The organism is Flavobacteriales bacterium, from assembly GCA_025210295.1.
GTDB lineage: Bacteria > Bacteroidota > Bacteroidia > Flavobacteriales_D > Parvicellaceae > S010-51.
In genome coordinates this window covers 1-19,988 of the sequence record JAOASC010000033.1, presented here as the reverse complement: position 1 = coordinate 19,988, position 19,988 = coordinate 1, and the positions used below count along the sequence as shown (strand labels likewise).

The following is a 19,988-nucleotide window of genomic DNA, read 5'->3' as shown; positions in this document are numbered from 1 at the left end:
ATCACTTATTCATAATCACTGTCTGCTTTCTAATTGATTCGGTATGGATTGCATTCAAAAATTCAGCAATAAACTTTTCACTCAATTCTAAATCGTGAGCTAATTCAGAAAAAGTTTTAATAATAGCATTCCAACGTTCAACTTGAAGAATTGGAATATTTTGCTCTTTCTTTAACACACCTATCAATTCAATTAAATCCATACGTTTAGCAATAGTATCTAAAATAACTTCATCTAGTGAGTCTATTTTAGCTCTTAAGCTATTTAACTCTAATAAAGTATCTGTACTAAATGCAGCATCACGAATAATGAGTTGATCCATTATTTGCTTTAGAGCACCTGGTGTAACCTGTTGTTGTGCATCACTCCAAGCTTCTTCAGGTAAATAATGAGATTCAATCATTAACCCATCAAAAGTTAAATCCATCGCCTTTTGAGAAATAGATGCTATCATATCGCGTTTACCACCAATATGACTTGGATCGCAGATTATTGGTAAATCCGGATATAATCGTTTTAACTCAATTGGAATTTCCCACATGGGTTTGTTCCGATAAGTTGATATTCCATAAGCAGAAAAACCTCTGTGAATTGCAGCTATTTCGTGGATACCTACATTTTGAATACGCTCTATCGCTCCAATCCATAATTGTAAATCTGGATTTATAGGATTTTTAACCATTACAGGAATATCTATCCCTTTTAAAACATCAGCAATTTCCTGAACAGAAAATGGATTCACTGATGTTCTAGCACCAATCCACAAAATATCAACATCGTGTTTTAATGCTAATTCTACATGTTTAGCATTAGCAACTTCAACTGTAGCACTTAAGTTTAGTTCTTTTTTAACTTCTAAAAGCCATTTTAAAGCCTCCTCTCCTATTCCTTCAAAAGAATTAGGCCTAGTCCTTGGTTTCCAAATTCCAGCTCTTAAAACGCTTAAATTTACTTTATCTTTTAATTGCTGAGCTGTTGTTAATAATTGCTCAGGTGTTTCGGCACTACAAGGACCACTTATCAAAAATGGTTGATGTTTATTATTATCTCTTCTAAAAATTGAATTAGACTGCATATGCTATCAAATAAAAAAGGAAGTCTCTTTCGAAACTTCCTTTAAAAATACTATTATTTAAGCTATTTAGTATGTGAATTAAATTAAATTAATTTTTCTTAACAAATCTGCTCTATAAGATCCTCCAATTGGGAAAGCTTTATCTACTCCCTCCATGTATAAATCAGCATGATCTATCTTATTGATTTTCTCCATTCTAACAATGTACGAACGATGAATTCTTACATAATCTCTTGATGGCATTTTTTCATTGATAGCCTTCATTGTCGAATGAATCATGTATTTCTTTTCAATTGTTACAATATTCACATAATCTTTCAAAGCTTCAATATACAAGACATCTTCAGCTTTCAATTTGATTAGTTGTGTATTATTCTTAACAAAGATATAATCTACTGACTCATTATTAACAATACTATACAAACGGTCTCTATCATCTAAAATCTCTAATTGCTTCTTATGCTTATACAAAGCCATTTCGATAGAAGTTTGTAGATCGATTTCCTTAAACGGTTTAATAATATAACCATAAGGCTGTGTTACCTTAGCACGTTCTAATGTGTTCTCATCAGCGTAAGCAGTCAAATATATTACTGGGATATTTGCTCTTGTTTGAATTCTTTTAGTAGCTCTAATACCATTAATATCTCCCTTAAGCATAATGTCCATTAAAATAATGTCTGGCTGTAGCTCTAAAGCCATTTCTATAGCTTTAGCTCCAGTGGTTGCAGAACCTATTACATTATACCCTAATTTTTTTAAGCTTAATTGAATATCTTTAGAGACAATACTTTCATCTTCTACGACCAATATGTTTGCTTTACTCATTAATCTATTATTTTTAACGATGATTTTAATTATTTAAACTTAGCAAAGGTAATAATTATTATGCACAAATTATCATAAATTTGTCAAAATTAATAAGTTAGTCTTTTATTGGCTTTATTTTAAATCCATCAATTTTTATTTCATTTCCCCGATCATATTCAATAGAAAATATTAAGACGCCTTCCTCATTATACTCTTTCCATTCTCCATCTTTAAATCCTGCGGAATATTCTCCTACCCAATGCAACTTACCATTTGGATGATAATATTTATGCTTTTCAATAGCTAAACCATTAATATATTCTCCTTTAAAAGCTAATTTATTATTGCTATAAAAAGTTTGCCAAATACCGTGCTTTAAATCATCACGAAATTCTCCCTCCTCTCGATGATCATTGACATGGTAAAGCCATTTTCCTTCTCTTAATCCATCAATAAATTCACCATGTGTTAAAACATTTCCAAGGGTATCATATTCGATTACTTCTCCATCTTCTTTCCCTCTCCTAAATGTTTCTTCTCGGTGTAATTGTTTATTATCATACCACCATTGCCAAAAACCTTCAGCTAAACCTTTACCATATTTTCCTTTTTGCTGAACTACTCCATTCTTGTGATAAAATATCCATTCCCCATCTTTTTTACCATCTACGTAATTACCAGTAGATTTTAATTGTTTATTGTTGTAATAATATTTCCACGTTTTTTGTTTTAAACCTGATGAATCTAATAAACCTTCTGCTAATAAAACTCCTCTATCATAAACAAAACTATTTAGTAATACATCGGTAGAATCATATAATCTGAAAATCCCATGTTTTTTATTTTCTTTATATCCTCCCACTAATAAACTTCCATCAGCGTTTACTTTTTGTTTTAATTCAATAAATATTGCTTCTTCTGCTTTTTCATTTAATTGACCATTTTCAAACTTTACTAATTCTTTTAAACCTCCAGACTTTTTATACTCCTTAACTACACCATTTAATTTTCCATGTAAATATTTTCCCTCCCATTTTACTTTTCCATTAGCATAAAACTCTTTCCAAACTCCATTTTTGTTTCCAGCTTCATCAAAACGATTGATCAATTCTTCATTTCTTAAAAAGCCATTTTCATAGTTCGCTATTCTAATCAACAAACTATCTTCGGAAAACAATCGAAGTTCACCATTTTTTTTGTTTTCCTTATTGGTATAAACTTCTTTAATTTTACCCGATGGATAATAGGTCTTAGCTACCCCACTCTTTAAATTTTCAGAAAATTGCTCCATTTTAATTAGATGACCTAAACTATCATAATAATTGGTTGGGCCTTCTTTGATATCATTAGCGTAGCTAATTTCTTTTTCAAGAGAACCATTTTCGCGATAAAATTTCCAGGTGCTATCTAAACGAAACACTTTTCTGTTTCCTTCTGTTTTCAAATTACCATTTTCATAATAGGTCTTCCAGTAGTGATTTGGTTTTCCATTCTCCAAATATCCTTCACTACTCTTGACATCAGAATTTTCAAAATAGAATACATTGTATCCATTTGGATCAATTTTTTCTTGAGCATTAAAATTTTGAAAAAATCCAAAACCTACGTTATAAACAATCAATACTAAAAAATAAAAAAAAGAATTTAATTTAAAATTTTTACTATTGTTATTAGCATGTTGATATGTTGTAAATCTTTTCTTCAATGTGTTTGTTTTTATCTTTTATTAAAATAAATAAACATTTAATTAACATTTGCCTTAGCTTTAATAAGCTGAAAATTAAATGAGTTATAGAGTTATTAACAATTTCAATAAACAGTTTTTAAATAATGAACAGTTAATAAATATACTATTCAAAATTACAAATTTACTGTGTATAACCTGTTATTTATTTTACTTAAAGTTTTGATAAGTTATAGTAGTTATATTAAAAGTTTTTATAGCTGGATTATTAATTGAATTAAACAAGATTTATTTTTTACTTTTTATTCACAGTTATTAACAGTTTATACAATCACCATGCCTAATCTTGTTAATAACCTTGTAACTATTTATTAACGAATTAATTAAACGTATAATTCATAATATTTATTTTAAATAGCAGTTTATGAGGTATAATAAAAGGTGAATTAAAGTACACCAAACAATATTATTCTTCAATGTATGTACGAACAACTCTATTAGAAACAGAAGTTAATATTTCATAGGGAATGGTATCAAGTTGCTGGGCCAGTTCTTCTATGGGGCGATTCTTTCCAAATATTTCAACTTCATCACCTATTTTTACATCTGTAATAGAAGACAAATCAATCATCGTCATATCCATCGATATTCTTCCAATAACTGGTACTAAATTATTTTTGAACCATACACTCCCTACACCATTACTTAAAGAACGTCTAAACCCATCAGCATATCCAATTGGAATGATACCAATTAAAGTATCTTTTTTAACAAATTGACTTCTTCCATAACCAATAGAACTCCCTGCTTTGACTAATTTTATTTGAGATATTTTGGTTTTAAGTGTTCCAACAATTTCTAAATTTTCTTGAGTTGAAACTCCATACATTCCCACTCCTAATCGAACCATTTGATATTGATAGTCAGGATAATTTTCTATTCCAGAAGAATTTAAAATGTGCTTGATGGTTTTGTATCCAATAGCGGTTTCAATTTGATGACTGAATTGATCGAATAATTTAATTTGATGAAAGGTAAACGCTTTTTCATTACGATCGTCAGCAGCTGCTAAGTGGCTAAAAATACCTTTAACATATATTTCAGGTTGATTGATGATCGTATCAATTAGAATTTGAATATCATTTTCTAGAAATCCCAGTCGATACATTCCAGTATCTAGCTTTAAATGGATAGGATAACTTTTAAGTTTTTTATCAATTAAAAACTTAATAAAACGTTCCAGTTGCTCCAGAGAATAGATTGAAGGTTCCAGCTGATATTGAATAATATCTTCAAAGGAATAGTCTTCCATATTCATTACAACTATAGGTAATGTAATTTTTTGATTTCTTAAATCAACGCCCTCATCTGTATAAGCTACTCCTAAATAATCTATTTTTGAGTGTTGAAGAATTGTTCCTATTTCCTTACTACCAGTACCATATCCAAAAGCTTTAACCATCCCCATTAAAAGAGTATTTGAATCAATCTTATTTTTAAAATGTTTGATATTATTGGATAAAGCAGATAAATTAATTTCAAGGGTAGTTTGATGGGTTTTTTGGACTAGGTTAGCATTAATTTTATCCAACTGAAATTGATAACTGCCCTTAATAAGAATGCTTGTGTTTTTAATTTTATGAAGTTCAAAATCTGAAATAAAATCGTCCACACTTTGATAAAATCGTCCTTTTTTAAACCATGTTTGATATTGTATTAAATTGGGACCAATTCCTATAAATTCGGATAAATTTCGTTGATTAATTAACTCAGCAACTTGTTGGTAAAGGTGGTCTGATTGAATTTTATCTTGTAGTAAATCAGTAAGAATAACGAGTTGATCCTGATTCTTAAATCGTTCCAAATAGTCTAATGCTATTGTTAATGCTGTTAAATTAGAATTGTAATTATCACGAATGATAATATTATTGTTGATTCCCTTTTGGCTTTCTAATCGAAAAGCAATTGATGGTAATGTTTTAGATTGTTCAATTAAATGAGGAATTTCAATTCCAAACTTGATTAGAAAACAAATACAAGTAATGCTATTTTCTATGGAAGCCTGATCTGTAAATGGTATAGAAAATGGATGTTGTTGAGCTTTATATTCAACTGTAAAATGAGTAGTAAACTGATCAACTGTTATCGAATGAACAAGAATAGCTGTTTCCTTTTGATGGTTAGTTTCATAACTGTGGTACCATTTTACTGTTTGAAACAATTTTTCTTTTTCTAATTTTAATTGTTCAATGGATTCAAAATTTTCTAAATGTGCTGTACCAATATTGCTCAATATACCATAATCAGGTATAATCAGTTGTTGTAATTTTTCCATTTCTCCAGGTTTAGAAACACCTGCTTCAAAAATGGCTAAGGTATGCTCTTTTTTAATTTGAAATAGTGAAAGCGGGACACCTACCTGAGAATTATAGCTCTTAGGACTTCTAACAATATTATACGCATGCCTGAGGTAATGATAGAGCCATTCTTTGATAATGGTTTTACCATTACTTCCTGTAATAGCAATGGTTGGTATATCAAACTGTTTTCTATGAAAAAATGCCAATTTTTGTAAAGCTTCTAAAGTATCTTTAACCCGAATAAAAATAGCGTCAGTTAGTGTTTCATTAGTATAAGTTTGATCAACTACAAAATTCCTTAATCCTTTTTGGTAAAGTTCATTGATGTAATCATGACCATTATGTTGTTTACCTTCTAAAGCAATAAATAAAGAAGTATCAGGGTCAAAATAACTTCTACTATCAATAAAAATAGTTTGGATAAGCTGTTTAGAGTTCAAATTACAACTTCCTTCAATTGCTTTTGTTATTGTAGATATGGTATAGTTTAAATTCAAACGTTAGAGTTTTAATTTGGTAAGATTTCCTTCTTTATCAAGAATATAGAACGACTTTTTTTCTTTAATGTTATCCTCTTTTTCTTTAGGTTTAGTTTTGATGTATTTGTAATTGATTTGGTAAACAAACTGTATTACTGGTACAGTAATTTCTGAATTGTAAATATAATCAACATCTTTTAAATTAAGGTTATTGTAAACATTTACATCTAAGTTTCTATGGAGATTAATTGTAGAATTTTGAGATAAATTGTGGTGAAATAAAGAATTATTCTTTAGCGTTGTTTTTAAATAATGCTCATCTGGATAAAAAACATTTTTACATTTTGAGAATTCAGCATGGCCACCAGTAAAACTCCATGATAATTTTTTACACAGTTCCTTTTTAGCATTTAACAGTTCTATTGATTTTAGAGCCAAGGAATCATCGATAGGTTTTGTATTATTAATAAATGGCTGGATCCCTACGATATCGTAGATGTTATACGCTAGGCAAATCTGAGTTAATCGGCTAATTTTATTATAATCTTTTAGTTTAAAATTTAAGTTAAGTGATACCTTATACCCTTCGGGATATTCTGTTGTATTTTTGATAGAAAAAATAGGATCAAATTCTTGAATGTCAATGGCAATAGCTTCTTTTTCTATTCCTATTTTTTTTACCTTTCTAGTTAAACTATCTATTTTTTTATTCATTAAGTTTTCAACATCAACAACAGTGTTACCTATAAAGGAAGTAGTGTATGTAACGATATAACCATCTGGTTGAGCATTGTAAAGAACTTTAGTTGTAATTTCAGCAGTTAGTTCATCTGTAATGATACCACAATTCTGTTCTTGAAAAGAATAACCAAAAGTATTGTTAACTTGAGCGCTAACACTTAATCCTGTAAGAAAAATTAAAGTAAGAATAGTTTGTTTCATAATTAAACTTTATGAAGTATAATTATAAAAACTCTTATTTGGTACAAATTACGCCTTGGTAGCTTCAGTATAACACTTTCTACAAAGTGGTTCATATTCATCCACCTCGCCTAACAAAACTAATTTTTCATCCGCTATTTTACGATGAGAAAATTGAGCCAAGTCACCACAAGTCATACAAATAGCATGAACTTTAGTAACGTACTCTGCTTTTGCTAAAAGCGCAGGGATTGGACCAAAAGGTTTACCAGCAAAATCCATATCTAATCCTGCTACAATTACTCGAATACCAGAATTAGCCAATTGTTCACAAACCATTGGTAATTGATCATCGAAAAATTGTGCCTCATCAATTCCAACTACATCAACATCGTTTGCCAACAGTAAAATATTTTCAGAAGCAGGAACTGGAGTTGAGCGAATAGTAGTACCTTGGTGACTTACTACATCATTTTCGTCATAGCGAATATCAACAGAAGGTTTAAAAATTTCAACATTTAATTTTGCAAATTCTGCACGTTTTAAACGTCTAATTAATTCTTCAGTTTTACCAGAAAACATTGAACCACAAACAACTTCTATCCAACCTTTTTGTTTTTTTTTACTTCCTTTTTGTTCTAAAAACACTGTTTATTTTAATTATTAGGATTAGACATTAAATAACTTCTGTTAATAAGTTCGCTAAAGGTACTAAATATAGCATCATTTAATTGTTGAAATTTGGGTCATATTTTCAACAATTTTTTAACATGAATAATAATAACGAGTATAGAAATTTAAAAAAGTTAGTGAATTCATTGGCTAATAATTTAGAAGCTTTAGAAAACGGAAATTTATCTGTTGCCGATTTATATTCACTATTAGATGATGCGCGAAATATACATGAACGAATAGCGATATTACATTATTTAGCGATAGAAAGAAGTGTTAAAAAAGAAGAAGATAGAGGGTTAAAATTTGATTTTTCAACAACCGAGGAACCAGATGGAATTCACCCTAATCAAACGAACTTAATTGATGCAATAAAAGTTGAAAACCATATAGAAGCTGTTCGTAAGTCGATTGGTGAACAACAACCTCTATTTGAAATAGAACAAGAAATAAAAGAAGAGCCTGCTTTTACTCCAGAATCTCCAATTCAGGAAGAAAAGGTTGAACAAGAAGAAGAAAAGAAAGATCATTCTATTTCTATTAATGATAAATTTTCATCCAATGCAGAACAACCTACTCTAGCAGATAGATTGAGTCAACAACCAATAAAAGACTTAACAAAAGCAATTGGATTAAACCAAAAGTTTTTGTTTATGAACGATTTATTTGAAGGAGAAAATGAAAAATATAAAGAGGCTATAGAAACCATTAATAATTTTTCAGCTTTTATTGAAGCAGATGAATACATCAATAATAATTTAAAATACAACTATAATTGGGATATCAATGGCGTTTCCGCTCAAAAGTTTATGGATTTAGTTAAACGTAGATTTTTATAAAATATAGTCGCTTTTATAATCTATTGGGATAATTGAATTTTGCTTAATTGAAGAAAGTATGATTGAGGTATGTATCTTACTTATTTCATCAAATTGATTGAGTTTATTGGCTAAAAAGTATTCAAAAGATTGAATATCTTTTACCATTACTTTGAGTTGATAGTCAAATTTTCCGGTGAGTTGTAAACATTCAATAATTTCATCAATATTAATGACTTTTTTAGAAAAGTTTTCAACTGTATTTCCTATCTGTTTGATTAAAGAAACATGAATTAAAGCAGTTAATCCTAATCCTAATTTAGCAGCATTAATTTTTGCATGGTAGCTTTTAATTAAACCATTTTTTTCCAGTTTTTGAACTCTTCCTAAAGTTGGAGCAGCAGATAATCCTATCTTTTTACTTAGTTCAATATTTGTTATTTTACTATTTTTTTGTAATTCCTTTAAAATACTTAAGTCTATTTTGTCCAACTTCATAGAATATAATTTTATGATTACAGGATAAATATAAAATTATATTGTTGTCAGTTTTTTGAATAGGGTTGAATAGGTCTATATATTTGATAAAGAACTTATTTCGAGCTATTAGCTAATAGGTATATTAGGGAAACTTTTCCAGTTCTCTATTTTTTGAGCGTTTTTAAGACTGCTTCAATAGCACTCCATAATTCGGTAGCTGTAGTATCCCAATTAAATCTTTTAGCATTTTCGAAGCCCTTGTTAATATATTGAGAACGTAATTGATCATCGAGAATATTATTCATTTGTTGAGCAATGGTATCAATAGCATTGGGATCACATAGGATAGCAGCATCTCCTGCTACTTCTGGTAAACTTGTCTGGGTACTTGTTATTACGGGGGTACCACATTGCATAGCTTCTATAATTGGTATTCCAAAACCTTCAAAATAAGAAATATAGAGTAGGGCAGCAGCCGAAGCCAATAAATGGCCTAAATCTTCATTAAATAGCCTTCCTGTAAACAAGATATCCGCTTGGTATTCTAAACTGTTATAACAAGCTTCAATGGATTTATTACTCCATAATTTTTCTCCAACTATAACAAATTTATGATTCGTATTGTTTTGTTTTTTGAAGAGATCAAAGGCTCTTAATGTATTTTCAATATTTTTTCTAGGATTAAGGGAACCAACATAAATAAAAAAAGGAGCGCCATTGGTATATTGTTTCCTAATCTGATTTTGTAAATCAACATTTAAAGGAGCAAAGCGTTGATTGATACCATTGTAAACAACAGCTATTTTTTGAGGATTAATACCATATTGATTCACAATGTCTTGCTTAGAAAAATGGGAAACAGTAATTATTTTAGTTGCTTTTTTTGCAAATAGCGGAAAATAAGTGGTATAATACTTTGTAATATGCTTGGGTAAAAATTCAGGATAATGCTCAAAGTTTAAGTCGTGCATTACAGCGACTTGAGGGACTTTTGTTGGTAAACTCAAATAACCATCAGGTGATACAAATAAATCGGCATTAATTTTTTTTAGAAAGCGATGTACAGACCAGTTAAACCATATTTTAAATAAAATAGGATGTCTTGCTTGTGGTGATAAAACTACTGGAGTAATGTTATCCGAAAAAATAAAAGAAGCATCATATTTCCGATCGAATAAAAAATAAAATTGATGTTCAGGATGTGCTTGGGTAATTCTTTTTAACGTTTCGAATGTAAACCAACCAATTCCTTCCAGTTTATCTTTAATTAAAAGTCTTGTATTGATTACAATTTTCATACGGAACTTATTCTATTTGTATATTATAATGTTGTACTAATCCGATAATTGATTCCCGAGAAAAAATAGCATTTTTTAGTTGATTATTTTCAGGTTGAATAGCAAAATCTTTGGCTGTTCTAAAATCAGCTTTATCAAGGATTGTTTGCTCAAAAATAGCATTTTTTAGATTAGAATGATTAAAAGCTGCTTGGCTTAGGTCACATTCTGTAAAATCAACTGCTTCGAGCGCACAATTTTCGAATGTTGTATTTTTTAGATTGAGCTGATAAAAAGAACAAAAATTTAAAGTAGAGTTTTCAAAACTAACTTTAAAAAGAAAAGAATTAGATAATGTAAAATCAATACCTATTAATTTGCAATCAATAAAATCTACCGTTTTAAAAGCAGTATTAAAGGGTTTAATATTACTCAGATTACAAGCATTAAACGAACACTCAATAAAAATAAAATCTGAAAAATTTACCTGAGTAAAATCACAATTTTCGAAAGTACATTCATAATACTCTCCTTTTTCTAGAGTAGTTTTATGCTTAATTATTTTATCTTCCAAATAGATCATTTAACTATTCTATTTCTTCACCTGTCATGGCTTCAGAAACATTAATAATGTGATCTCCTGCTCTTTCTAATAATGAAAAAATAGTACTGTAAATCAATGAAGCTGCAATATTTGTCTCTTCAGAACCCACATTCTTGAGGTGCTTCTTTCTAAGTTTATTTCGCGTTTTATTAATTTGTTCCTCAATTTCAATTGCTTCTTCCATTGAAACATTTTTATATTCCATATTGAGGTTGGTATTCATAATCTTAAACGCCTTTTCTAATAGGTCAATTAGCTTATTTAAACCATCTCTTTGATCAGGAGTAAACCAAACTTTATCAATTTGTTTTTTGGCTAGCATTTTACTAATCTGATAAAAGACATCTCCTATTCTCTCTAAATCAGTCACAACATTAAGCATTGCTCGCATTTGCATAGCAGCATCTTCACTCATTTCTTCTTGTGAAGCTTTACCTAAATAATCAGAAATTTCAATTTCAACACGATCAGTTATTTCTTCATATTTGGCAATTTTTTCATACATTTTTTGTTTTAGTTTCTTGTCTCCAGTATTAATAGCTGTCCTAAGAAAACCAATCATTCTACTTGTAATATCTCCAAACTTAGTTACTTCTTTCTTAGCTTCTAGAATAGACATTTCAGGTGTTAGCATAACACTAGAACCAATGTATTCCAATTTAAATACTTCGTCATCTTCACTTTTAGATGGTGTAAATTTAATGACAGTTGTTTCAATAAATTTCACAAACCAAACTAACATAACTGTATTGATAATATTAAAGAACGTATGGAATAATGCTAAGGTTCTTAGATTTAAATCTTGTTCGTCTTTAATGCTTATTCCTAATGTATTCATTACATCTTCTGTAATTGCTGTAACCCAATGAATAAATGGGAAGAAAACAATTAACATCCAAATTACACCAAAAACATTAAAAAGTAAATGGGCTCTAGCAGCTCTCTTTGAATGAACATTACCAATCATTGCAGCTAAATTTGCTGTGATTGTTGTTCCTATATTTTCACCCAATACAATTGCAGCGGCAAATTCTAATGGCAATCCTTCGGCAACAAAAATTAGGGTTAATGCCATTGCAGCACTAGATGATTGTACAATAATAGTAAGAATTGTTCCAATAAATACAAACAACAAAATAGCACCATAACCACCTTCTCCTAAACCGGTAATAAAATCAATAAATGCTTGATTTTCCTCTAAATGAAGAACTTTAACTTCACCTTTAAGGGCAGAAAGTCCCATAAATAATAAGGCAAAACCAATTAGAAATTCACCCAAAGACTTAAGTTGATCTTTATTAACAAATAGTAAAGGAACTCCAATAGCTAAGACTGGCAATGAATAGGAAGCTAAACTAAATTTCGAGAATCCAAGTAATACCAATAACCATGCAGTCATTGTGGTTCCTATATTAGCCCCCATTATGACTCCAATAGCTTGTCTTAATGTTAGTAAACCTGCATTTACAAAGCTTACAATCATTACAGTAGTAGCTGAAGAAGATTGGATAATTGATGTGGTTAAAAAACCTGTAAAAATCCCTGAAAGTCTGTTGGATGTAATTGCTTTTAAGATGACACGTAATTTATCTCCAGCTGCCTTTTGAATCCCTTCACTCATTACTTTCATCCCATAGATGAAAAACCCTAAAGCCCCAATAATGGACAAGATGCTAAATATTCCCATATTATATTAAAAATCCCTACTTTATATCATATTTTAACAAAGATAAAGTAAACAAGAGTTAGTCTATTTATTTTTAATATTAAGTAATTGTTAATAAAAATAAGTTAATATTAATTTAATGTTAAATTTAAAGATTAAAATTTTGAATCTGACTAGAAGATAAAAAACCTAGATAAGATTAGTAATTTTTTATTATTTTCGTGTAAATACAATTAATAGAAAACATATGAAAAAATTAATTTCATCGTTTACCAATCAATTAAGAGATGCTATAAATATCGGTAATAACGCCAAGTTAACGCAGACAGAAAAAAAGATTAACAATATTGTAATCACTGGGTTAGGAGGTTCTGGTATTGGAGGAAAGATTGTAGCTCAATTGGTTAGAAACGAAATTGACGTCCCAGTTTCAATTAATAATGGTTATCATTTACCTGCTTTTGTGGGGGAGAATACTTTAGTGATTGTAAGTAGTTTTTCAGGAAATACTGAAGAAACATTAGAAGCAATGCAAATTGCTTTGGAGCGAAATGCAGAAATAGCATGTATTTCTTCTGGAGGAAAAGTAATAGAAATAGCTCAAGAAAAGGCACTAAATCATATTATTTTACCTGAATGTCATTCACCAAGAGCAATGTTAACTTATTCGTTAACACAACAATTTTTCTTATTGAATCATTATGGATTTATCAATGAAAGCTTTAAAACCTCAATAGGGAAAGCAGCAGAATTAATAGATAGTCACATTGAATCAATTCAACAAGAAGCCGAAAAGATTGCGAAAGGTTTACAGGGTAAAACAGCGGTTATTTATTCCGAAGAAGGATATGAAGGTGTAGCAATAAGGTTAAGACAACAATTGAATGAAAATGCAAAAGTATTGGCTTGGCATCATTATTTACCAGAAATGAACCACAACGAATTAGTTGGATGGGCTGGAGGTAAAGAAGAGTACGCTGTTATCTTATTTAGAAACGATTCTGATTATAGTCGAACACAAAGAAGAATGGAAATTTCTAAAGAAGTGATAGAAAAATACACCAATACCCATTTTGAAGTATGGTCTAAAGGAGATGATTCGATTCAAAAGTCGCTTTATTTAATTGTTTTAGGAGATTGGATTTCTATTTATTTGGCTGAATTACAAGATGTAGACCCTATAGAAATAAAAGTAATTAATTACTTAAAAGGAGAACTAGCTAAAATATAAAGAATAGTGATAAAGAACAAAGAAGTAATTTTTGAGGACTTAGGTTTGATGGATTACAAGGAAGCGTGGGATTATCAGACTGTATACTTTGAAAAAACAGTTAATACCAAGATAAAAAACAGAAAATTAGCAGATGAAAGTGAAAAAGAGATTACTAAAAATTATCTTTTGTTTTGCGAGCATCCGCATGTCTATACGCTCGGGAAAAGTGGTTCTGAAGCTAATTTATTGATTGGAGAAGCTATTTTAAAGCAAAAAGGAGCAACTTATTATAAAATAAATAGGGGAGGAGACATCACCTATCACGGACCTGGACAATTGGTAGGGTATCCTATTTTTGATTTAGATCACTTTTTCAGTGATATTCATAAATATTTACGTTTGCTCGAAGAAGCAGTTATTTTAACTTTAAAAGAATATGGTATAGCTTCTGAGAGATCTGATGGAGAAACAGGAGTTTGGCTAGATGTAGGTAAACCTACTGCAAGAAAAATTTGTGCACTTGGTGTCAAATCAAGTAGATGGGTAACGATGCATGGGTTTGCATTTAATGTCAATGCAGATTTATCTTATTTTGACAATATTGTTCCTTGTGGAATACGAGATAAAGCGGTTACATCATTAGATAAAGAGTTGGGAAGACCAGTAGATTTAGAAGAGGTAAAAGCTAAAATGAAAAAACACTTATCGGCAGTTTTTGAGTTTACTTATGCAAAGTGAATTTTAACTTTTACAAACAATAGAATTTTAAATAGATGAAGAAGGATATTCATATACCAGAAGTTGTTGATGTAGGAATTGCAGTGGTAAGAGAGTTGGATGAAATAACTCAAGAAAACAAATGGAATGTGTATTTGATTAACTTAAAGAATGAAACATTGGTTAATACCTTTGTCTCTTCTAGAGGCTATGGAATGATCAATAATGTTCCTAAGAAGACAGCTAGAGTCAATTATTTTTTAAAGGATATCCAACCCAAATCATATCAGCTAATAGAACCAATTATAGAAGATGTTTTTGCGCTTTCTAATGAATATTTTTTAACATTTTATATCGATGGAGTTATTCACGATAAGAAAATTGTTTTTGTTGCAGAATCGATTAAAGAAGAATATTTTAGTACCATCGAAATTTTGAATAAAAGAGGAGTTATCATTAAGTAATGCATACATTTTATATTCAAAACATAACAGCGAATACTACTTTTCCAGAAACGGAATCCAAACATGCTATCAAAGTATTACGCTTAAAAAATGGAGATCAAGTAAGGTTGGTGAATGGACAAGGTTTAGAAGCGTATGCTACGATCATTAGTGATCACCATAAACGTTGTGAAGTGGCTATCTTTGAGCAAAAAGAACGAGCTAAATCTAATCGGAAAATAGCTATAGCTCTGGCACCAACAAAAAATAATGATCGAACAGAATGGTTTTTAGAAAAAGCAATAGAAATAGGTTTAACTGATTTTATACCTATTCTTTGTAAAAACTCAGAACGTAAAAAGTTTAATACTGAACGTTGGGAAAAAGTCGCCATTTCAGCATTAAAACAATCACAAAGGTTATGGAAAACTACCATTCACGAACCTATAAAATTAGAAGATTTTCTTGCCACAGATAGAACGGGTCTAAAATCAATTGCCTATTGTGGGGATTTTAAAAAACAAGCATTTAAAGCTTTTGTAGACCAAACAGAGGATCAATTGATATTGATAGGTCCTGAGGGAGATTTTACGGCTGAGGAGACTGCTTTAGCCTTTCAAAAAGGATATCAGCCTGTTACATTAGGAGAAAATAGATTGAGAACAGAAACTGCAGGAGTAGTAGCTTGTACTTTAATGCAATTTAGTTAATATTAGCCAGCGCTTCTTTCTGCTTTTTAGTTAGTTTAGCAACAACCAAATCATAAGAATCTTTAATCCATTCGTAAAGAAGATTATCGTCTATTGAATAGTCTAGAGTAATGGTATTCCAGTGCTTTTTACTCATGTGGTAACCAGGGTTAACAGCTTCATACGTTTCTCTTAGCTCAATGGCGTATTCGGGGTCACATTTGATGTTTATACTTTCAAAAGTTTCTAGATTGGTTAAAGCAAACATTTTCCCCATAACTTTAAAAACTAAAGTTTTATGATCAAAAGGTAGCGCTTCTGAAGTTCCTTTTAGGCTTAAACAATAGGATCGAAATTCTTCAATATTCATTCTTCTTCAAATTCCACAGAAATATTATTTTCCTGTTCTTTTTGTTCATCAACACCTAATTTTTTTAACCATTTAGGTGTTTTCTTTTCTTTTTTAGGTTTTGATTTTTCTTTTACATCATCAATTTCTTCTGTTGCAGGCTCTTCATCACGCTCCTCCCAATTTTCTATTTCAAACGTAGGTTCTGGTTCTTTTTTAGTAACAGTATGTAAAGAAGTATCTTTTTTAAATAAACCAAATTCATTTTTTAAAATAGCTTTTACATTTTGTTTTTCTTCCGCTCTTATTTGTTTTCGATTCGCTTTCTTTTCTGATTTATCAATGGCATAATTCAAATCATCTAAATGTCCAAAAACATGTAAAAAGATAACTTTACCTAAACCATCATCTTTTACAGGACCAAAATCTTCCGCATGTTTATTTTTAATTAAAACATCGCGTAAACCAAAACTAAAGTGATAATCAACGGTATTATCAAATGAATGTTCACCAGCGATATCAATGTCTAAAATATTTGTTTTGATGGTAGTTTTAGGAATAACAATGTGATTATTTTTAATCTCTATGGAATTGTTGAGTTCGGAAAATTTAATACGACTCACTTTTTTCTTTAATTTTTTAGTATCTACAACTTTATTAACCAATTTATTTTCATCCAAATAAGTAGCCAATTCATTCATCGTTGGATGATTAATTAATACGCCATTGGTGATTTTACTTTTAGCATTTACCTTAATAGACGGGGTTAAAAGTGATAAATTAGGAGAGAATACCATCCCGAAATTTAAAAGCAAACTTCCTTTTCCTTTTAAATGTTGGTGCGTTAAAAAGTCTTGTCCAAAATTATTGACAGCTGTAAAGAAGTGTTGAATATCTATATGATCCAATTTAGCATCTCCAGTCCATAAAAAATGATGGTCTGCCCGTTGCTCTATTTCCGAATTGAATAAAACATTACCTCCACTTGTTTTAAACCTAATGTTGGAAGCTACAATTTTTTGCTGCTTCAATTGAAGTGTTCCAATACAGTTTTTTGCTTCGAAATCGTTAAAAATTAATTCGTTGATGGTTGTATTTAATTTAACTTGAAAGTGTTGAGGTAATTGTAAAGAATCGTTTGAAGATGTAGGTGATTCATTACCAGATTTTAACTGTGCAATAATTTGACCTAAATCGATCTTTTTGGATTGTACTGTGGCATCTACCCAAACTGTTTGGTTGGGATTGATAAGATGAGGAATTAAATTCCTTAATGAGGCATGACCAGTAATTTCAGAACCTCCTATGCTTCCTGTTATGTTGTTAAAAATTAAATCGTTTTGTTTTAATTGTCCACTTCCAGTAATGTTTTGATAAGTTAAAGCATTGCTAGTAGTAGCTAAATTTAAATGATTAAAAGAAAGTGTTCCCAGTGATTGTTGAATCTTTAATTTATTGTTGGTAATGCTGCCTTTTAATTGATAATTAACAGTTGTTGTTCCCGTGAGTTCTTTGATACTTTCTAATGCAACAAAATCCTTAATAACCCCTAAGTTTAAGTTGGCATTGATTTGACTTTCAATTTTAAGATTTGTAAAATCCTTTAAAGTAATTTGACCATCAAAATTACCACCATTATTAGAAAATTTTCCTTCAATATTATTCAAAATCAATTGCGAATTGATGTGTTTGTTTTGATTCGAAAACTCACCATTTAAAGATAAGTTTTGAAGTGAAATACCAGTATTTTTTTCAGTTAGGGATCCTTGTTCTAGACTAAAGTTAGCCTTTATTTTTGGGAGTTTATTTTTTCCAATATTTCCTTTTAGTGTAGCGTCAAAAGTAATTAAACCTTTAGAATCATATTTTTTTAAGGGATTTAAAAACTCTTGAGGAAAAATAGAAAAGACAGAAATAAAACTAATGTTTTGTCCCTTGATACCTAAATCGACAGAAGATTCTTTACTATTGATATAGTTTCCAATAATTTCAAAACTTAAATCTTCTATAGCCAAGTTTCCTTTTTTTATCTCGTATGCTTGTGTTTCAGTATTTACTAATAGATCTAAGTCGATAGTTGCGTTTTTATTCGATAAATAGTTAATACTGTCATTGGTAAAATCTTTAACATACACTTCACCTTTTGTTTTAAGATGGTAACTAACATCCGAAAAATTTCCATTGAATTTAAGTTGTTCTGTAGCTATAGCAATGTTCTGTCGTTGTAGTTGATTGGTGTATTTTAAGGTTAAATCTTTGAATTTAACTTGTTCTAAATCAAATGAAAATTGACTTTTTTTACTGGTTGAATCCTGTTTCCAAATTAAATAGTTTTCATTTCCTTGTTGATCAATTTTTAAATAAGCGGTAGCATTACTCGCTTTTATATCCTTAATGTCGTATTTGCCATTGATTAAGTCCATAAAGTTGAGATTGAGATAGAGATATTCTATAGCAATCATTGTGTCTTTTTCAGTTTCTCCTAATTTATCAGCAATAAAAACATCAGAGAAGCGTAACGAAGCCATTGGAAATTGTTCTATTAACGTTAAGTCAATAGATTTAACATCAACTTCAGTGGTTAGATTTTCGTTGATTTTTTCTACCGCAAAATGCTTGATTTCTTCTTCGTATAAATTAACAACGAGGATTGATATTCCCACAAATAAAACAACTAAAATTCCCAAAGAGGCAACAATTCTCTTTGTCCATTTCCACCATATTAGTTGTTCTTTCTGTTCCAATTTTAAAGGCTTGAATTTTTATAATTTCCAAAAATAATGGTAAGTCCAGCTTGATTTATGCATTTTTTGAAAAGATACTTTATATCAATTGTTGAAAACATAACGTAATTTAGGTGTTAATTGTTTCATGATTGAATAGACTCAAGATTGTGTGGTGTAATGTTTTAATGGATTGAGTTTTTCATCTTTTCTCTTTGTTCTCTGTTCTTTATTCTCTTTTCTCTCTCTTCTATTATCAGTTTCACCAAGCCGTCTATTTCTCGATACACCTCCTTTGTCGGCACTCGAACTGACTGGATTAGTGCTGTAATGATATAATGCTGCAATGCTATAATGGGTTGAATCTTCATCTTTGCTATTTTTCCATCATCTCATTGTCTCTTTTCTTTATTCTTTTCTCTCTCTTCTATTATCAGGTTCACCAAGCCGTCTATTTCTCGATACACCTCCTTTGTCGGCACTCGAACTGACTATATTAATGCTGTAATGATATAATTATGAAATGCTGCAATGCTATAATGGGTTGAATCTTTATCTTTGCTATTTTCCCATCATCTCATTAGCTTATTATCTCATCACCTAGTTGTTTCTTTTCTTTATTCTTTTCTCTCTCTTCTATTTTCTGGATGAACAAGCCGTCTATTTCTCGATACACCTCCTTTGTCGGCACTCGAACTGACTGGATTAGTGCTATAATGATATAATGCTGAAATGATGCAATGCTATAATGGGTTGAATCTTCATCTTTGCTATTTTCCCATCATCTCATTAGCTTATTATCTCATCATCTAATTGTCTCTTTTCTTTATTCTTTTCTCTCTCTTCTATTTTCAGGTTCACCAAGCCGTCTATTTCTCGATACATCTCCTTTGTCGGCACTCGAACTGACTGGATTAGTGCTGTAATGATTTAATTATGAAATGCTGCAATGCTATAATGGGTTGAATCTTCATCTTTGCTATTTTCCCATCATCTCATTAGCTTATT

At 30.1% G+C, this 19,988-nt stretch carries 18 protein-coding genes; 5 read left to right on the top strand and 13 right to left on the bottom strand.

From position 1 onward, the window contains the following. Window position 1: 1 nt before the first annotated feature. The 6 genes from N4A35_10275 to N4A35_10250 all read right to left on the bottom strand — a co-directional run bounded on the left by N4A35_10275 (window position 2) and on the right by N4A35_10250 (window position 7,977). Entirely contained in the window at window positions 2–1,075 is a 1,074-nt protein-coding gene (locus tag N4A35_10275) for a bifunctional 3-deoxy-7-phosphoheptulonate synthase/chorismate mutase type II (GenBank protein ID MCT4581793.1), read from the bottom strand. 78 nt (window positions 1,076–1,153) lie between these two features. After that, window positions 1,154–1,903 carry a response regulator gene (locus N4A35_10270; protein MCT4581792.1) on the bottom strand — a complete coding sequence of 250 codons (750 nt, stop codon included), beginning with the start codon at window positions 1,901–1,903 and terminating at the stop codon, window positions 1,154–1,156. A 97-nt stretch (window positions 1,904–2,000) separates the two neighbouring features. Beyond that, window positions 2,001–3,590 carry a hypothetical protein gene (locus tag N4A35_10265; GenBank protein ID MCT4581791.1) on the bottom strand — a complete coding sequence of 530 codons (1,590 nt, stop codon included), beginning with the start codon at window positions 3,588–3,590 and terminating at the stop codon, window positions 2,001–2,003. Window positions 3,591–4,035: 445 nt separating this feature from the next. Then, entirely contained in the window at window positions 4,036–6,426 is a 2,391-nt protein-coding gene (locus tag N4A35_10260; protein ID MCT4581790.1) for a bifunctional UDP-N-acetylmuramoyl-tripeptide:D-alanyl-D-alanine ligase/alanine racemase, read from the bottom strand. A 3-nt stretch (window positions 6,427–6,429) separates the two neighbouring features. Then, the gene (locus N4A35_10255; GenBank protein ID MCT4581789.1) at window positions 6,430–7,350 is read right to left on the bottom strand and encodes a hypothetical protein; all 921 of its coding nucleotides are present in this window, start codon (window positions 7,348–7,350) and stop codon (window positions 6,430–6,432) included. A gap of 48 nt (window positions 7,351–7,398) precedes the next feature. Beyond that, window positions 7,399–7,977: a thymidine kinase gene (locus N4A35_10250; GenBank protein MCT4581788.1), complete on the bottom strand. Its 579-nt coding sequence runs from the start codon at window positions 7,975–7,977 to the stop codon at window positions 7,399–7,401. Between the two features lie 122 nt (window positions 7,978–8,099). On the opposite strand from N4A35_10250, the gene N4A35_10245 reads away from it, so the two are divergent. Continuing rightward, window positions 8,100–8,840, top strand: coding sequence for a hypothetical protein (locus N4A35_10245; protein ID MCT4581787.1), 741 nt, complete (start codon window positions 8,100–8,102; stop codon window positions 8,838–8,840). Here N4A35_10245 and N4A35_10240 read toward each other — a convergent pair. The 4 genes from N4A35_10240 to N4A35_10225 all read right to left on the bottom strand — a co-directional run bounded on the left by N4A35_10240 (window position 8,835) and on the right by N4A35_10225 (window position 12,867). Continuing rightward, window positions 8,835–9,317 carry an Lrp/AsnC family transcriptional regulator gene (locus N4A35_10240; GenBank protein ID MCT4581786.1) on the bottom strand — a complete coding sequence of 161 codons (483 nt, stop codon included), beginning with the start codon at window positions 9,315–9,317 and terminating at the stop codon, window positions 8,835–8,837. The genes N4A35_10245 and N4A35_10240 overlap by 6 nt on opposite strands. 146 nt (window positions 9,318–9,463) lie before the next feature. Next, window positions 9,464–10,597, bottom strand: a complete 1,134-nt coding sequence (locus N4A35_10235; GenBank protein ID MCT4581785.1) for a glycosyltransferase family 4 protein — start codon at window positions 10,595–10,597, stop codon at window positions 9,464–9,466. A 7-nt stretch (window positions 10,598–10,604) separates the two neighbouring features. After that, the gene (locus tag N4A35_10230; protein MCT4581784.1) at window positions 10,605–11,150 is read right to left on the bottom strand and encodes a pentapeptide repeat-containing protein; all 546 of its coding nucleotides are present in this window, start codon (window positions 11,148–11,150) and stop codon (window positions 10,605–10,607) included. Window positions 11,151–11,163: 13 nt separating this feature from the next. Continuing rightward, a complete protein-coding gene (locus N4A35_10225) occupies window positions 11,164–12,867 on the bottom strand; it encodes a Na/Pi cotransporter family protein (protein ID MCT4581783.1) in 1,704 nt (567 codons plus the stop codon). Between the two features lie 211 nt (window positions 12,868–13,078). Here N4A35_10225 and N4A35_10220 point away from each other — a divergent pair, with 211 nt between their 5' ends. The 4 genes from N4A35_10220 to N4A35_10205 are packed head-to-tail and all read left to right on the top strand — an operon-like array spanning window position 13,079 to window position 15,929. After that, complete coding sequence (locus tag N4A35_10220) at window positions 13,079–14,077, top strand: bifunctional phosphoglucose/phosphomannose isomerase (protein ID MCT4581782.1); 999 nt, start codon at window positions 13,079–13,081, stop codon at window positions 14,075–14,077. Between the two features lie 6 nt (window positions 14,078–14,083). Beyond that, entirely contained in the window at window positions 14,084–14,797 is a 714-nt protein-coding gene (lipB, locus tag N4A35_10215) for a lipoyl(octanoyl) transferase LipB (protein MCT4581781.1), read from the top strand. Window positions 14,798–14,832: 35 nt separating this feature from the next. Further along, window positions 14,833–15,240 carry a hypothetical protein gene (locus N4A35_10210; GenBank protein MCT4581780.1) on the top strand — a complete coding sequence of 136 codons (408 nt, stop codon included), beginning with the start codon at window positions 14,833–14,835 and terminating at the stop codon, window positions 15,238–15,240. Next, entirely contained in the window at window positions 15,240–15,929 is a 690-nt protein-coding gene (locus N4A35_10205; GenBank protein ID MCT4581779.1) for a 16S rRNA (uracil(1498)-N(3))-methyltransferase, read from the top strand. Before N4A35_10210 ends, N4A35_10205 begins: the two co-directional genes overlap by 1 nt. Here N4A35_10205 and N4A35_10200 read toward each other — a convergent pair. The 3 genes from N4A35_10200 to N4A35_10190 form a co-directional block, all read right to left on the bottom strand. Next, window positions 15,922–16,278 carry an MmcQ/YjbR family DNA-binding protein gene (locus tag N4A35_10200; GenBank protein MCT4581778.1) on the bottom strand — a complete coding sequence of 119 codons (357 nt, stop codon included), beginning with the start codon at window positions 16,276–16,278 and terminating at the stop codon, window positions 15,922–15,924. The two genes, N4A35_10205 and N4A35_10200, sit on opposite strands and share 8 nt — an antisense overlap. After that, window positions 16,275–19,001, bottom strand: a complete 2,727-nt coding sequence (locus tag N4A35_10195) for an AsmA-like C-terminal region-containing protein (protein ID MCT4581777.1) — start codon at window positions 18,999–19,001, stop codon at window positions 16,275–16,277. Before N4A35_10195 ends, N4A35_10200 begins: the two co-directional genes overlap by 4 nt. A gap of 164 nt (window positions 19,002–19,165) precedes the next feature. Continuing rightward, window positions 19,166–19,351, bottom strand: a complete 186-nt coding sequence (locus N4A35_10190) for a hypothetical protein (GenBank protein MCT4581776.1) — start codon at window positions 19,349–19,351, stop codon at window positions 19,166–19,168. Window positions 19,352–19,988: the final 637 nt, after the last annotated feature.

What these genes read in the sequence shown, in the direction of transcription:
- N4A35_10275 (MCT4581793.1), bottom strand. Translation starts at nt 1,075, where the DNA reads ATGCAGTCTAATTCAATTTTTAGAAGAGATAATAATAAACATCAACCA.
- N4A35_10270 (MCT4581792.1), bottom strand. Translation starts at nt 1,903, where the DNA reads ATGAGTAAAGCAAACATATTGGTCGTAGAAGATGAAAGTATTGTCTCT.
- N4A35_10255 (MCT4581789.1), bottom strand. Translation starts at nt 7,350, where the DNA reads ATGAAACAAACTATTCTTACTTTAATTTTTCTTACAGGATTAAGTGTT.
- N4A35_10245 (MCT4581787.1), top strand. Translation starts at nt 8,100, where the DNA reads ATGAATAATAATAACGAGTATAGAAATTTAAAAAAGTTAGTGAATTCA.
- N4A35_10240 (MCT4581786.1), bottom strand. Translation starts at nt 9,317, where the DNA reads ATGAAGTTGGACAAAATAGACTTAAGTATTTTAAAGGAATTACAAAAA.
- N4A35_10235 (MCT4581785.1), bottom strand. Translation starts at nt 10,597, where the DNA reads ATGAAAATTGTAATCAATACAAGACTTTTAATTAAAGATAAACTGGAA.
- N4A35_10225 (MCT4581783.1), bottom strand. Translation starts at nt 12,867, where the DNA reads ATGGGAATATTTAGCATCTTGTCCATTATTGGGGCTTTAGGGTTTTTC.
- N4A35_10210 (MCT4581780.1), top strand. Translation starts at nt 14,833, where the DNA reads ATGAAGAAGGATATTCATATACCAGAAGTTGTTGATGTAGGAATTGCA.
- N4A35_10205 (MCT4581779.1), top strand. Translation starts at nt 15,240, where the DNA reads ATGCATACATTTTATATTCAAAACATAACAGCGAATACTACTTTTCCA.
- N4A35_10200 (MCT4581778.1), bottom strand. Translation starts at nt 16,278, where the DNA reads ATGAATATTGAAGAATTTCGATCCTATTGTTTAAGCCTAAAAGGAACT.
- N4A35_10190 (MCT4581776.1), bottom strand. Translation starts at nt 19,351, where the DNA reads ATGAAGATTCAACCCATTATAGCATTGCAGCATTATATCATTACAGCA.